Genomic DNA, 14,050 nt, shown 5'->3' with positions numbered 1-14,050 from the left:
TTGTTTTTAGTAACAGGTAGTTTTATTTGTTGTTTTTATTTTTCCTGTATTTGTTATGTCTACCAAACCTCGATTTAGTCCGTAAGAGTATGAGAGGTCTGATTTTTGTGGAATACTCACAGATAGGAACTTCGGTTTATTTTTTGGATCTGTAATTACAAAATCAGACAATCTGCCAAATTTATACATAGAAGTATCAATTTCTAAGTCTTTTGGTAATTCAACTAGTACTCTTTTTAATTCCACCTCGGTCACTTCTTTTGGGAGGACATTTAAAATATTTTTTAAAGCACATTTTTCTTCAAGCATTTGCTCGAGTAGAACTATAAGAGGTGAGTTGATAATATGTATTCCTTTTACTAAACAAAGAATTCTCCAGACTCTATAAATTTCGACAATATAGTAGTATTCCAAACTTTCTTTTCCTAGAAGTTTTACAAATCTTGTAATTTTTTCACCGTTAAAAGTAATTTCTTTCTCTATTCCAATAAATGGTACGAAGAATAGTGATGATACTTCTCCTGTTTTGTATTTTATACTAAAGTTTACAGTAATACCAAGAGAAACTTTTCCTTTTTTTAAAATGAACTGTTTTGAAAAAAATTGTTTTGGACCTTTTCTAGGCATTTTTTCTCCGTTTCTTTTTTTTTTTGGACAGCTCAAGCTTACATTATTTTTATATTTTTGTCAATAAAAAACCCACTTTTCAAAAGTGGGTTATAGGTTTTCTACAAACTAATGTGTGTTTGTAAATATTTTGAAAGCTGTCTTTTGAAGGGTTCACCTTTTGTTGTTATAAGAAGGTTTGCAGTAGTTGTTTTAGTTGCTCTTGTAGAGCGTATATTCTTTTTAAAAGGATTTTTTAGTCTACGACTTAACATTTCTTGAACTTGCTCTTGACTATGGTCTTTGCCGAGCCAGTTGGAAATCTTTTTCAAATTTTTTTCTTCGAGTGCATCTTCTATTTTGCTTATAAAATTAAAACCTCTAATTTTTATAGAATTTACCAAAAGAACCATTAGTTGATAAGCTTTTCTCAAATCATATTCATTTGCTTCGGCGGGAAAGTTGTATTTCGCTTCCACCCCTTTAATAAGGAGGTAAGGTCTGATAAAAAGTACTTTTTCTGATAAATGATATTCCTCTTTTTTTGTCTCTGTCTTTGTAATAGATTTTAAACTAAATTGAATTTCTAATATCAGTTGAACTCTTTTTTGTTTTGCTACTAAAATATGAATATATTTTGAGTGTTTATTTCCTACAATATTCACCTTCTCTCTCCTTTTTTGTCAGCGTGAAATTACGCGACAAAGAATATTAACATTATTTAATAAAAAAGTCAATAAAAAATGCAGGTTTTTATTCCTACATTTTTTATTTTAAATATTTTTTTATTTACACGTCCAAATCTGTCACAGTTTTTGCGTGAGTTTGTATAAATTTTTTACGAGGAGCAACCTCGCTTCCCATTAGAATATCAAAGATTTCACTTGCTTTTTCTGCATCTTCTACAGTAATTTGTAATAAAGTTCTTGTTTCTGGATTCATTGTGGTGTTCCAAAGTTGATCTGGATTCATTTCTCCCAAACCTTTATACCTTTGAATATTTACTTTTTTACCTTTTACTTTTACTACTTGCTCTTCTCCTTCGTCATTTTCTTCTTCTTCAAGCTCAACTTCTGCTTGGTTTATTCCGTCTTTTTTAAGCTTTGCTTTTAAGGCTTCTTCGGAATAAAACCATTCTATTTTTTTACCCTTTTTAATACTAAAAAGAGGTGGTTGAGCTACATATAAAAACCCACCAGATATAAGATCTGGGAAATATCTAAAGAACAATGTTAAAAGAAGTGTTCTAATATGCGCACCGTCTACATCCGCATCGGTCATAATTATAATTTTGTGATAGCGCAATTTTTCTATATTAAATTGATCTCCAATATTTGTACCCATTGCAATGATAAGAGATTTCAATTCGTTGTTTGTAAGTATTTTATCCAATCTTGCTCTTTCCACATTTAAAACTTTTCCACGAAGAGGTAGAATGGCCTGAGTATTTCTGTCTCTTCCTTGTTTGGCACTACCACCCGCAGAATCTCCCTCTACAATGTACAATTCTGAATTATCTGGTTTTCTACTCGAACAGTCTGCAAGTTTTCCTGGCAGTGTAAAACCCTCTAATGCTCCTTTGCGAAGAATAGATTCTCTGGCTGCTCGCGCTGCATTTCTTGCTCTGGCAGCGAGTACACATTTTCCAATTATTGCCTCTGCATCACGCGGATTTTCTTCTAGAAAAATCAATAAATGTTCTGACAAAATAGAGTCCACTGCAGGTCTTACTTCTGGATTTCCAAGTTTTGCTTTTGTCTGTCCTTCAAACTGTGGATCTGGAATTTTAACCGAGATAATAGATGTTAAACCTTCTCGTACATCGTCCCCAGTTAAATTTTTATCTTTTTCTCTTAGTATTTTTTTGTCTCTAGCATAAGAGTTTAAGGTTCTGGTAAGTGCAGCTCTAAAACCTGCAACATGAGAACCTCCGTCTGGATTGATTATATTGTTTGCAAAAGCAAAATTTGATTCTGTATAGTCATTTGTATATTGAAGTGAAAGTTCTACTAAAACATCATTGTGTTGTTTTTCTACATAAAAAACATTTGGATGTTTTGTCTCTTTATTTTTATTTATGTGTTTTACATAACTAGCAATTCCACCTTCAAAATAAAATTCGTGACTATTTTTTAAAAAATTTACAGCATTATCATCTTTTTCTTTTTCTTCTGGGGATCTGCTGTCTGTAATTGTCACGCGAACACCTTTTGTAAGATAAGATTGTTGTCGTAAGTGATCTATTATTGTTTTCCAGTTGTAGTCTATAGTTTCAAAAATACTGGAGTCTGCTCTGTAAGTAATTTTTGTTCCTGTTTTGTCGGATTTGCCCAATAGTTTTACCTTTGCTTTCGCTTTACCTATTTTGTATGTTTGTGTCCAATATTTTCCGTCTCGGTGAACTTCGGCTGTTAATTCTGTGGATAAAGCATTTACAACAGAAACACCTACACCATGCAAACCACCAGAAACTTTGTATCCGCTGTCGTCAAATTTACCACCAGCGTGAAGAGTGGTCATTACAAGCTCCAAAGCGCTTATTTTTTTGATTGGGTGAAGTCCTGTTGGAATTCCACGACCATTGTCTGTCACAGAAATCCAGTGATCTGGCAAAAGCTCAATGATAACATGATCACAATAACCAGCCATTGCTTCGTCGAATGCGTTGTCTACAACTTCCCAAATCATATGGTGAAGTCCTTGTTGACCAGTGGAACCAATATACATCCCAGGCCTTTTGCGAACAGCTTGCAACCCTTCTAAAACGGTAATATTTTGTGCACCGTATGAATCATTCTTTTTTACTTTTTTTTCTGAAATTTTCGGCATAATAAAACTAGGTATAAAATTATTAGTAGTCCCATTATATAACTATATAACTATATAACACAAGAGTGCGTACTGTTATTTAGAACATTTTTGGTGTATAATTAAATTAACTTTTTTATATTATGTTTCAAAAAGAAAAGTCAGATATTTATCGCTATAATGGCGGTGGAGGAGAAGAAATATCAAGTAGAAAGCTTGTGTTGGCACAGTGGTTTGTTGCCCACAGAATTTTACTTAGAAAAATCGGAATTGGTATTTTGGTTTCTTTTTGCGTTGTATTTTTAGGTTTCGGTTTGTTTGGCTGGGTTAAATATCTATCTTATGATTATTGGGTAGATAGAAATCAACTTGTGGAACAAACAGTTTTGTTTCAAAATTACACAAATTTGCAACCAATTTATTCAGCATCAAATTTTAGAGTCTCTGGCACAAAAGTATTTAGAAGTGCAGAAGAAAAATACGACCTAACTGCTAAAGTTGCAAATCCAAATAAAATGTGGGGAGCTAAAATAACTTATAAATTTTTATTCTCCGGAGGAGAAACAGACAGTAGAAGTGTTATTGTATTGCCAAACACAGAGTCCCCAGTTATTTATTTTGGGTTAAGTTCTGTGGTTTTTCCTACAAATGTTAGGTTGGTTGTAGAAAATATAGAGTGGAAGAGGGTTGGGCCTCACATTTCTACAGATCCAATTGGATTTGTATCAAGTAGGACAGATTTTTTTGTAGAGAATTTTAATTTCACTAGAGGAAGTTTGGTGGAAAATGCAGTTCCAGTAAACAGAATTGAATTTGATATTATAAACAATTCTGCTTATGGATTCTGGGAGCCACTATTTGTTGTAGAGCTTTTAAATGGTGATCAGACTGTTGGTTATATTCCTCTAACTTTATCTCAGTTTAGGTCTGGAGATATGGAGCATATTGATTTGAGAAGTTTTATACAAACAAGTAATGTGAGAGAGGTTAAACTTCATTATTTGTTGGATATTTTTGAAGATAATTCTTATATGAACCCCGGTGAATAGCCTTGTAAGTTAAGAATTAGGTATTTATTTAATTCTTTTTCTTGTGGTAGTATAGAAAACTATCATAAAATTATGAGATTTTTAAGGAAGACATCATTAATGCGGGGTTACGATTGGGTGACTATTATTTTAGTGGTAACAATAACAGCGATTGGATTTGCTGCAATTTATAGTGTAGATTTGTCAAAAGGACTTAGTTTAGTTTATGTACCAAACCAGCTTATTTCTTTTGTTTTAGGAATTTCTATTTTGTTTATTGTTGGTAGATTGCACAGTACTATATTTTTTGCAGGTGCAAAATGGATATACATTTTAGCATTGATTTTGCTCATTTCAGTTTTGTTTTTAGGTGTTAACATTAGAGGAACTACTGGTTGGTATCGGTTTGCTGGTTTTTCTTTTCAGCCTGCAGAGTTTGCAAAGTTTGCTTTAATTGTTTGGATGGGTTGGTGGATTTCCAGGCAGGGTAGAGGTTTTGAAAAATGGCAATTTATTGCTTCTAGTGGTTCTGCAGTTTTCTTGTTGGTTGGCTTTATTTTACTTCAGCCAGATCTTGGCTCTGCTTCTGTTTTGGTGGGTGTTTGGTTGGGTTTATTATTTTTAACTAGAACAAAAAAATTGCACATTATTATTTTGATAGGAATTGTATTGTCTAGTTTTATTTTTGGGTGGTCTTTTCTTTTTAAAGATTATCAAAAAGAAAGGTTAATGACTTTTTTAGATCCATCTCGTGATCCTTTGGGTTCTGGTTACAATGTAATACAATCTACAATTGCTATTGGTTCAGGTGGTTTTTTTGGGCGTGGTTTAGGTTTTGGCTCACAAAGCCAACTTCATTTTTTACCAGAAGCTCAGACAGATTTTATTTTTTCTGTAATTGCAGAAGAACTTGGTTTTATTGGGGTATTTTTAGTAATGGGATTATTTTTAGCATTAATTTTACGCCTAGTTTGGCTTGCTAGTGAGTGTGACGATGATTTTTCCACTTTTGTAATCTTAGGTGTAGCTATTTTATTTTTGGTTCAAATAGTTGTAAATATAGGTGCTGCAACTGGAATTTTACCAGTAACAGGTGTCACACTCCCTTTTTTAAGTTATGGGGGCTCATCCCTCATAATTAATTTTTTATTAATAGGTTTGATACAAAGTATTGTCAGGTCGTTGAATATAAGTAGTAGTTTTGAGTTTTAAAAAAAAGTAATAAACACACTATTATTCTTGACTTTTTCTTTGTTAGATGTTATAGTATGCCCACTAAGAGTCTTGCATCTATACAATTGTTCAGGTGTAATATTGTTAGATAGTATGAAATTAAAATTATGAAGTTTTCTTCAAAAAATCCTCTTAATGAAGCATTAAGATTGATGAAACATTGTCCTCTATGTAAGCAAGATTACATAGTAGAAAAGGCAAAAATAGTACAAAAACAAAACGAGGCACATTTGATACATATCACTTGTGATAATTGTGAAAATGCAGTTTTAGTTTTATTGGTAATTTCTCAATTGGGTGTAAGCTCTATTGGAATTATTACAGATTTGGTTCTAAAAGATATGCAAAAGTTTTTGTTAAAAAATGTAATTACAGAAGACGACTTGTTAAATTTTCATGAACTATTAGAAAATAAACAGTCCCTATTTATTAAATCGTTAATTGGTTAGATATGACATTTTCCATTACTGCAAAGCCTAGAGAGGCTGGTAAAAATTTAAATGAGATTCGTGAACAACTTTTAGTTCCTGCTGTTTTGTATGGACCAGAGGTTGAAGCTATTTCAATTATTGTGGACCGTAATGAATTTCTTAAGGTATATAGAGGTGCTGGATCAAACCTTGTAGAGCTTGCAATTGAAGGGGGAAAAACTTTCAGTGTTTTAATCCAAGATATTCAAATTAATGTTGTGACACGCGATGTGCAACATGTGGATTTTCGTCAAATTCCTATGGGAGTGGAAATTAATACTGAAATTTCTTTGAACTTTGTTGGAGAGTCATCAGCTGTGAAGATGGGTGGTACTTTGAACAAAGGATTAGAAAACTTGAATGTTACTTGTTTGCCGAAAGATTTGGTTGGAGAAATTGAAGTTGATATGTCACCGCTTGCAACTTTTGAAGATGTGATTCGTGTTTCAGATGTAAAACTTCCAAATGGAATTACTGTTTCGGAAGATTTGGAAGCTGTAGTATTATCAGTAACAGCACCGCTGTCAGAAGAGCAATTAAAGGCACAAGATGATGCTGAAACTACATCCATAGAAGATATAAAGGTGGAAGGAGAAAAGAAAGAAGAAGGTGAGGTTGAGGCTGATGTAAAGGCAGGAGAAAAGAAAGAAGAGTCGGAAAAATAAAACAAAAAATACAAATAAAAAAGAGCAGATCTGCATAGGTCTGCTCTTGTATTTTTGGTTAAATCAGGTAAAATAAAGTTATATGAAAGAAATAGATAAAGGAAAAATAAAAAAGAAAATTAAAAAGCTAAAAAAGAAAAAAAATAAAGTAGATGAGGTGGCTTACATTTATTTTTTGGCAATAGTAGGATTTTTAGTAGGATTTGTACTTTTAGTTTGGTTTGGTTTGGGGTATTTGGCTAAAATTAATAATGCAAATAATGTTTTTATAGATGATTTGATAGAAGAGGTTGTAGAAGAGAAGGGTGAAGAGTGTATAAAAAGAGATATTTTGGACGGGGTTTGCATAGAAGAAAGCGAAGAAGAGGTGGGTAAGCAAGTAGTAGGTATTATGATAGACAATCATCCAGATGCAAGACCACAGTCTGGAATGTCTAAAGCTTCTGTTGTTTACGAGGTTCCTGTAGAAGGTGGATATACTCGATATTTTGCATTATTTCTTGTATCGGCAGAAGTGGAAAAAATAGGACCAGTGAGAAGCGCAAGACCATACTTTTTAGACTGGTCTGAAGAATATGGTGATATGCTTTATATGCATGTTGGTGGGTCGCCAGAAGCACTGGATTTGATAAAAAGTAGAGAAGTGTTTGATTTAAATGAATTTTTTGGAAGTTGGTATTTTTGGAGGAGTCCAGCTAGACTTGCACCACACAATACTTATACTTCTAGTGATTTGTGGAATAACTTTTTAGAAGATAGGGAAGTTTCTAATGTTGTAGAGTATGAAGGTTGGAAATTTGGAGAAGTTAGTGAATGTGATGGGAATTGTATTAGTGAGATAAATATTCCATTTTTGTATCCTTCTTTTGTAGTAGATTGGAAATATGTAGACGGGCAATTTATGCGTTATCAGTCAAATATAAAACAAAGAGATTTGGAAGGTGAAGTGATTTTAGCAGATACTGTAATTGTCCAAAAAGTGAAAAATAAAGTAATAGACGGTGTGGGACGAAGAAAAATTTATACAATTGGTGAGGGTGAAGCATTTGTTTTTCAAAAAGGAAATATGATAAAAGGAACTTGGGAAAAAGAAAGTTTAAGTGGTAAAACAAGATTTTTTGATGAATCTGGAAAAGAAATAAAACTAAACGCAGGAAAAATTTGGGTGGAAGTTGTACCGGATGATATTGATATTACAACTAAAAATAATTAAAATTTATCTTGAAAATAAAAAAACCACCGGTTTAAAACCGGTGGTTTGTGTTTTAGGAAGTTTTACTTCCATATAATTTTCTGGCATCTTCAACTGTAAATTTTCCTGAAAGATACTCCCACAATCTATCTTCGGGAGAAAACAAAATACGTTTGTGTGTACTACTGTATACATAGCCAATGTAATATACACATCTCCACCATGGACAAACGGTATATAATACGCTTTGTGCGGCGTAGTTTGCAAGGTACCAGTGCGCTCTTTCTTTTGCTTTTTCTATCTCTTCTCTTGCATCCGAAAGTTCTTTTTTGGTAGCTTCTCCTAATGCATAACGCCTAGCCACTTGAATTGTATTTCTGGGTCTATTATCATCGGGATATCTCTCTTCAAAATAGTGCAAAATACTTTCTGCACAATCACACAAAAATAGTAAAAATAATTGCCTATTCCATAGAAGTTGTGTTTTGAAAGGTTTTTCCATATAAACCTTACTCTCTTTTGTTAAGTAGTCTTTTGTTGAGTACCTATAAATTAATTTGAGTAAGTGAGTTGGTTCTTGTTTTTTTATTCCAGGATTTTCTACAACAATTTCCACAAAACTGGCCCAACGAATTCTCATCTTTTTTAGAATTGCCAGTTGAACTTGTCTATCAAAACTATCAAACTGTTCTTGTTTCATCATCCGGAGATATTGGTATAAATCATCAAAATTATCTACTATTTGTACCGCTTCTTCTGTGCTTTCGCAAGAATTTAAAATTTCTAATAATTCACTCAATACAACAGAACTAGTCCAACACAGTCCCATCTTTTTTAGAATTGCCGATTGAACTTGTTTATCAAAACTATCAAACTGTTCTTGTTTTATCATTCGGAGATGTTGGTGGCGATTATCAAAATTATCTACTATTTGTACCGCTTCTTCTGTGCTTTCGCAAGAATTTAAAATTTCTAATAATTCATTCAATTTTCTACTAAATAATTTTGTGGTGGATGACATTTCCCCTCCTTTTTTAAGTGGGATGTAAAAGAACAAAGCTTAATCTAACATTTTTTGAGGTAAATGTCAAGTTTCATTTTAAAGAAATCTTCACAATCCGAATTCTATTTGAGAGGTCTTTGTAAAAGTGGGTTTTTGGATTTGAAAATATATTTTTAATTATTTTTGATAGTTCGGTTTTTTGTTCAGGATTTATTTCCAAAAATATATTTATTTTTTGCTTTTGTATTTTTTTATCTTTAATTTGTTCAAGCAATTTTCTATAAAGTCCAAGTCCACTTTCTTTTGCGACTAGTGCCAACTTTGGTTCTTTTTGAATTGATTTTTCTTCTTGAAATTGTTTTTCTGTGAGGTATGGAAGGTTTGCTGTGATTATTGTTTGTTCTGGTAATTTTGAAAAAATTGAAAGTAAATTTCCTTTCAAAAAAGCAATCTTAACATTATGTGTGTTCGCATTTTGTTTTGCAATTTTTAAGGCTTTTTTGGAAACATCAACAGCGAACACATTTTTTGATGAACTATTTATCGACAGCCCTTTTTTAATAATTGAGATTGGAACACAACCAGATCCAGTTCCAACATCTATCAAAGTTGTTTTTGAATTTACAATTTCCAAAACTTTTTCTACCATTATCTCTGTATCAGGGCGGGGGATTAGGACATTTTTATTTACTTTAAAATCCAATCCAAAAAATTCTTTGTGTTTTGTAAGTACTGCTACACTCCACCCAGCTTTTCTTTTGCTCACCAAGTATGCAAATCTAATTTTTTGAAGCAGGGGAATTTTATGTTTTGGGTTAGTAGCAATAAATTCTCTAGATTTTCCTAAAACAAAAGCCAATAACAAGTCAGCATCGAGTTTATCGATACTGTTTTTATATTTTTGAATTGTTTGAAAAATTGTCATAAAAAGCCAAAAGTTAGAAAACTACCCACGTCATATTTCGACTCCACTTCGTTTCGCTCAATATGACGTGTTTTTTTGTTCTAATCTAAACGAAGTGATTTTATCCTTCTTGTTTCAGTTTTTCCATCTCAGCATCTTTTAGTGCTGTAAGAATTGGAGTTAAGTCACCATCTAAAATATTTGGAATAGTGTTCCAACTTTTTTGAATTCTATGATCTGTAATTCTATCTTGAGGAAAGTTATAAGTGCGGATTTTTTCACTTCTATCTCCAGTTCCAATTTGTCCGCGTCTTTGTTCTTTTAGTTCAGATTGAATTCTTTCTTGTTCAATTTCGTAAAGTCTGGCGCGCAAAACATTCATAGCTTTGATACGGTTTTGAAGTTGAGATCGCTCATCTTGACATTGAGCTACTGTATTTGTAGGAATGTGTGTAATTCGTACGGCGCTATAAGTTGTATTTACACTTTGCCCACCTTTTCCACCAGCACAAAAAGTATCTATTCTCAGATCTTTTGGATCAATTTCAAATTCTGTTTCTTCTATTTCTGGCAGTATTGCGACACTTGCAGTAGATGTGTGAATACGCCCAGATTTTTCTGTTTCTGGCACTCTTTGAACTCTGTGAACTCCAGATTCGTGCTTCATATCTGCATAAACATTTGTGCCTTCAATAGAGAAAATAACTTCTTTGTATCCGCCAATTTCGTTTGCACTTTCACTAATTAAAGCAGATCTCCAACCTTTATTTTCTGAGTATTTTATATACATTCGCATCAATTCTCCAGCAAAAAGTGAAGCCTCATCTCCTCCAGCTCCCGCACGAATTTCTACAATTACATCATTTTTATCCAGTGGATTTTTTGGAATTGTTAAAAGTTCCAACTCTGTGTCCAGCTGTTCTATTTTTGTGTTTGCTTCAACTAATTCTGTTTTTGCCATCTCTATCATTTCATCATCCGTTTCGAAGGTTAATATTTTATTTGTTTCAGAAATTGTATTTGTTAATTTTTCCAAAAGATCTATTTTTTCAATTGTTTCTTTTAATTCTGCGTATTCTTTTGATATGTCTTTTAGTTTTTTGGGATCACAAACAATAGCAGGGTTTTGTAGATCTTGCTCTAGCTGTGTATTTCTTTCTTTAATTTTTGTGTACCGTTCGTTCATATTTTAGAATAGAATTAAGGATTAAGATCTAAGAATTAATTATTTTTATTATAACAAAAAACAGGTATCAAAAGAACCTGTTTTTTGGTTTTTAATTTGCTATTTTCCTTCAGTTTCTGTTGTTTTAGTTTCTATCTCTTCTTTTTCTTCAGCTTCTACCTTTTTTGTTGTTTCAGGTGTTTTTTCAACTTTTTCTTCTTCAACTATAACCTTTTCTGCTGGAGTTTCAGTTTTTTCTTCTTTTGCAACTTCCTCTACAACTTCTTTCTTTGTTTTCTTAGTCTTTTTTGTAGCGCTCAAAGCTTTAGATTTTTTCATTCTTTCTTCAAACTTTTCTACACGGCGCGCTGTGTCTACTAAGATTTGTTTACCAGTATAAAATGGGTGGGAAGCAGATGAAATTTCAACATTAATAATGAAGTGTTCTACTCCATCTATATCTTTTTTTTTGTCTGAAGTCATTGTTGATGTTGTTATAAAATCTTCTCCGCAAGAAGTGTCAATAAAAACTACAGGATATGTTTGTGGGTGAATATCTTTTTTCATAAAAGTTATTTTTAGTAATGCCAACATTGTAGCATTTTTAGATGCTTTTTGTCAAGAGTAAAAAGAGTAGATTGACAAATAAGTAGGTTAAGAAAGAAAAAAATTGGGTATGATACAAATAACATAAGACAAAAAACTTCTAATTTGTCATTCTCAGCTTGACTTGGAATCTGTGGTCTACAAAATAGAACTGTGAAATAAACCCTAAATCCCTAATTAAGCTAAAGATGGTAGAAGGAAAACATATAAACAAATAATTTAACTAATTAAAAGAAAAAACCCCACGCTACTTATATTAAGCGTGGGGTTTGGTTGTGGATCACACCACTTTCGTTAGGTGTGATCTATGATTGTTATTGGTGAGTGTTCTTCTTTCCTCCCATCCGTTTTTGTCGGCTTGTGCGCCGACCTTTTGTTTTATATCCATCTTTGATGTGTTCAAAGATGGATGCCGAGAGTGGTTTGTCCCCACCTCGGAAAGACGACAGGTCAATCCCTGTTGTCTTTTCGAAACTTTTCTTTTGCGGAGATTTCCGCATCCGTCTACCTTCAAGGTAGTACCGGACTGCTTGGTTTGGATGGTAAAACAGCTGTCGCCGTTCTTTACCCACCCAAAATGCTCCCCTTTCGGTGATCTCTAGAATTCCCGCCAGCGCTTCTTTTGCACCGGCTTGGATGTACCGATATGGCTCACCCAGTTTTTCCAGGATCTCCATGAGCTTTTCTGCAAGCCCGACGATTTCGTTCAACCTTACAAACTCTTTTCCGAGTTCGCTAAGGTCATCTTCTTCGTCGAGCTCTTCTAGCTCTTCATCTGTGAGTTCAGACTTGACTTTTTCAAGTTCAAGTCTAAACTCCTCTGCTAGAAACTCGAGACTTTCGAGTTTCAGGAATACCCCCTCTTTTCTGGGGATATTTTTTGGCTCCCCAGCCAGCACGGAGAGGATGCAAGTCACATCTTCTTCGAGCATGTCCTTTACGGACTGCTCGAAGTCCCCATCTGCGGCCATTTGAAAGGCCTTGAAGACCTTTATGAGTGGCACGGCAACCACTCCTGTTGATCCCCAAGCTTCTTTGTCGGACATTTCAGGGTTTCCCCTCAAAATATCCTCTTTTTTTGCCACGCGAGCCTGATGCGCGTGGTACTGACAAACATACTTGTTTTCAAGTACATCGATCCATATTTTGTAAAGACCTTTTTTTAGGCCTTCACCAAAAAATTTTTGTGTGACGCTGGCTGTGAAGTCACAGCCTTTGGAACTACACTCGAACTGGGTTTTGAAGTCCCAGTTCGAAACTTTTACCCCTCCAATGTCCAGCCAACGCTGGACAACAAATTTAACAGCCTCGTCAAAAGATTTCAAAGTTTCAATCTCACTCATTTTAAATCTCCTTAAAAGATTTTTGCTGGTTTTTTAAAAGGGCACTAAATAATAAAAGATTTCCAGCAAATCAATTACTATATAAAACTCACCTGAGCTTTAAAAGAGAATTAACTAATTAATTGCCTTTTATAACTCAAGTAATGATTAGAGGATATTATCATTTTTTTGTGCATTTGTCAAGCTTTTTTGAGTAAAAATAAAAAAACCACCTCATTTTAGATGGTTTTGTGGAATATATTTATATAGATTTGATTTTCTAAATATAAATATATTTAACACGTCGTCTATTTAAATACTCTATCCTATATGTTTCAACTGGAAGTATTCCATTTGAAAATCTTATCCTATCTGCTTCAAAATCACTTGGGTCCAGAGTTTCAATAATGGGCTTTCTTTTTGAGTATTTAGGTTTGTGCACTTTGTCTTTAGCTTTGTTCCTGTCTTCACAAGCTTGACAAAGATCAAAACCTCTATTTCTGATAATTCTATTTTTCTTTCGTAGACCAGCAGGTCTTTGTTCGCATTGCCTACAGAGCTGTTTAGACATTTTATACTCCCTATTCTCAAAAGTACATTTATTCGTACATATAATAATAAAACACATTGGCTTAATTGTCAAACAATAAGTTGAATTATTAACTATTTTATTGTTATTTGTATTGAAATACTTGATTAATTTATCAAACTATACTATACTATTTAAGTATATCTAATAAGGATATTGTAAATTTACTAGATATGCCTTTATTATTTTGGTATCATAAGTTATGAACTTCACAATTTCAATTATACAAATTATCCTGTCGGTTTTATTGATAGTTGTAATACTATTGCAAAAAAGCAGTTCAGGATTGGGTGCTGCCTTTGGAGGAGGTGGAGGCTCTATCAAGACTACAAAGCGTGGAGTAGATAAACTACTTTTTAATGCTACTATTGTATTATCAATATTTTTCTTCCTCTTGGCAATAATTAGTTTAGTTATTTAAAGGGTTTGTTTTGTAATAAATTCTAAAAATAGGTTATT

The 14,050-nt window shown here is 33.1% G+C and carries 14 protein-coding genes and 1 pseudogene; 6 read left to right on the top strand and 9 right to left on the bottom strand.

Translation table 11 applies throughout. The features are described 5' to 3' along the window. Positions 1–6: 6 nt before the first annotated feature. The 3 genes from L3J07_03525 to gyrB all read right to left on the bottom strand — a co-directional run bounded on the left by L3J07_03525 (position 7) and on the right by gyrB (position 3,435). The gene (locus L3J07_03525; GenBank protein ID MCF6276886.1) at positions 7–627 is read right to left on the bottom strand and encodes a hypothetical protein; all 621 of its coding nucleotides are present in this window, start codon (positions 625–627) and stop codon (positions 7–9) included. A gap of 101 nt (positions 628–728) precedes the next feature. Beyond that, the gene (locus tag L3J07_03520; protein MCF6276885.1) at positions 729–1,271 is read right to left on the bottom strand and encodes a hypothetical protein; all 543 of its coding nucleotides are present in this window, start codon (positions 1,269–1,271) and stop codon (positions 729–731) included. A gap of 124 nt (positions 1,272–1,395) precedes the next feature. Beyond that, the gene (gene gyrB / locus L3J07_03515) at positions 1,396–3,435 is read right to left on the bottom strand and encodes a DNA topoisomerase (ATP-hydrolyzing) subunit B (GenBank protein ID MCF6276884.1); all 2,040 of its coding nucleotides are present in this window, start codon (positions 3,433–3,435) and stop codon (positions 1,396–1,398) included. A gap of 122 nt (positions 3,436–3,557) precedes the next feature. Here gyrB and L3J07_03510 point away from each other — a divergent pair, with 122 nt between their 5' ends. From L3J07_03510 to L3J07_03490, 5 genes are all read left to right on the top strand, one after another. Then, the gene (locus L3J07_03510; GenBank protein MCF6276883.1) at positions 3,558–4,463 is read left to right on the top strand and encodes a hypothetical protein; all 906 of its coding nucleotides are present in this window, start codon (positions 3,558–3,560) and stop codon (positions 4,461–4,463) included. A gap of 72 nt (positions 4,464–4,535) precedes the next feature. Beyond that, positions 4,536–5,654, top strand: a complete 1,119-nt coding sequence (gene rodA / locus L3J07_03505; protein ID MCF6276882.1) for a rod shape-determining protein RodA — start codon at positions 4,536–4,538, stop codon at positions 5,652–5,654. A 128-nt stretch (positions 5,655–5,782) separates the two neighbouring features. Further along, a complete protein-coding gene (locus tag L3J07_03500; protein MCF6276881.1) occupies positions 5,783–6,124 on the top strand; it encodes a hypothetical protein in 342 nt (113 codons plus the stop codon). A gap of 2 nt (positions 6,125–6,126) precedes the next feature. Continuing rightward, positions 6,127–6,810 carry a 50S ribosomal protein L25 gene (locus L3J07_03495; protein MCF6276880.1) on the top strand — a complete coding sequence of 228 codons (684 nt, stop codon included), beginning with the start codon at positions 6,127–6,129 and terminating at the stop codon, positions 6,808–6,810. 82 nt (positions 6,811–6,892) lie between these two features. After that, entirely contained in the window at positions 6,893–8,023 is a 1,131-nt protein-coding gene (locus tag L3J07_03490) for a DUF3048 domain-containing protein (protein ID MCF6276879.1), read from the top strand. A 52-nt stretch (positions 8,024–8,075) separates the two neighbouring features. Here L3J07_03490 and L3J07_03485 read toward each other — a convergent pair whose 3' ends face one another. The 6 genes and pseudogenes from L3J07_03485 to L3J07_03460 form a co-directional block, all read right to left on the bottom strand. Further along, positions 8,076–9,023 (bottom strand): hypothetical protein, encoded by a 948-nt coding sequence (locus L3J07_03485; GenBank protein ID MCF6276878.1) that lies wholly within the window; start codon positions 9,021–9,023, stop codon positions 8,076–8,078. A 73-nt stretch (positions 9,024–9,096) separates the two neighbouring features. Then, entirely contained in the window at positions 9,097–9,930 is an 834-nt protein-coding gene (prmC, locus tag L3J07_03480; protein ID MCF6276877.1) for a peptide chain release factor N(5)-glutamine methyltransferase, read from the bottom strand. A 100-nt stretch (positions 9,931–10,030) separates the two neighbouring features. Further along, the gene (prfA, locus tag L3J07_03475; protein MCF6276876.1) at positions 10,031–11,095 is read right to left on the bottom strand and encodes a peptide chain release factor 1; all 1,065 of its coding nucleotides are present in this window, start codon (positions 11,093–11,095) and stop codon (positions 10,031–10,033) included. 312 nt (positions 11,096–11,407) lie between these two features. Beyond that, a pseudogene (locus L3J07_03470) lies at positions 11,408–11,641 on the bottom strand (type B 50S ribosomal protein L31). A gap of 353 nt (positions 11,642–11,994) precedes the next feature. After that, positions 11,995–13,023, bottom strand: coding sequence for a hypothetical protein (locus L3J07_03465; GenBank protein MCF6276875.1), 1,029 nt, complete (start codon positions 13,021–13,023; stop codon positions 11,995–11,997). 259 nt (positions 13,024–13,282) lie between these two features. Next, the gene (locus tag L3J07_03460) at positions 13,283–13,573 is read right to left on the bottom strand and encodes a hypothetical protein (protein MCF6276874.1); all 291 of its coding nucleotides are present in this window, start codon (positions 13,571–13,573) and stop codon (positions 13,283–13,285) included. A 220-nt stretch (positions 13,574–13,793) separates the two neighbouring features. Between L3J07_03460 and secG the strand changes: the two genes are divergently transcribed. After that, positions 13,794–14,012: a preprotein translocase subunit SecG gene (gene secG, locus L3J07_03455; protein MCF6276873.1), complete on the top strand. Its 219-nt coding sequence runs from the start codon at positions 13,794–13,796 to the stop codon at positions 14,010–14,012. The last annotated feature ends 38 nt before the right edge of the window (positions 14,013–14,050 follow it).

It is taken from the genome of Candidatus Magasanikbacteria bacterium, from assembly GCA_021648085.1.
Taxonomy (GTDB): Bacteria; Patescibacteriota; Patescibacteriia; order Magasanikbacterales; family UBA922; genus JAKITS01.
This window is presented reverse-complemented; position numbering and strand designations above follow the sequence as displayed.

Excerpts from the sequence above, each read along its gene's own strand:
- L3J07_03460 (MCF6276874.1), bottom strand. The coding sequence starts at position 13,573 with ATGTCTAAACAGCTCTGTAGGCAATGCGAACAAAGACCTGCTGGTCTA.
- L3J07_03510 (MCF6276883.1), top strand. The coding sequence starts at position 3,558 with ATGTTTCAAAAAGAAAAGTCAGATATTTATCGCTATAATGGCGGTGGA.
- secG (MCF6276873.1), top strand. The coding sequence starts at position 13,794 with ATGAACTTCACAATTTCAATTATACAAATTATCCTGTCGGTTTTATTG.
- L3J07_03490 (MCF6276879.1), top strand. The coding sequence starts at position 6,893 with ATGAAAGAAATAGATAAAGGAAAAATAAAAAAGAAAATTAAAAAGCTA.
- gyrB (MCF6276884.1), bottom strand. The coding sequence starts at position 3,435 with ATGCCGAAAATTTCAGAAAAAAAAGTAAAAAAGAATGATTCATACGGT.
- prfA (MCF6276876.1), bottom strand. The coding sequence starts at position 11,095 with ATGAACGAACGGTACACAAAAATTAAAGAAAGAAATACACAGCTAGAG.
- L3J07_03500 (MCF6276881.1), top strand. The coding sequence starts at position 5,783 with ATGAAGTTTTCTTCAAAAAATCCTCTTAATGAAGCATTAAGATTGATG.
- L3J07_03465 (MCF6276875.1), bottom strand. The coding sequence starts at position 13,023 with ATGAGTGAGATTGAAACTTTGAAATCTTTTGACGAGGCTGTTAAATTT.
- rodA (MCF6276882.1), top strand. The coding sequence starts at position 4,536 with ATGAGATTTTTAAGGAAGACATCATTAATGCGGGGTTACGATTGGGTG.
- L3J07_03525 (MCF6276886.1), bottom strand. The coding sequence starts at position 627 with ATGCCTAGAAAAGGTCCAAAACAATTTTTTTCAAAACAGTTCATTTTA.
- prmC (MCF6276877.1), bottom strand. The coding sequence starts at position 9,930 with ATGACAATTTTTCAAACAATTCAAAAATATAAAAACAGTATCGATAAA.
- L3J07_03485 (MCF6276878.1), bottom strand. The coding sequence starts at position 9,023 with ATGTCATCCACCACAAAATTATTTAGTAGAAAATTGAATGAATTATTA.
- L3J07_03495 (MCF6276880.1), top strand. The coding sequence starts at position 6,127 with ATGACATTTTCCATTACTGCAAAGCCTAGAGAGGCTGGTAAAAATTTA.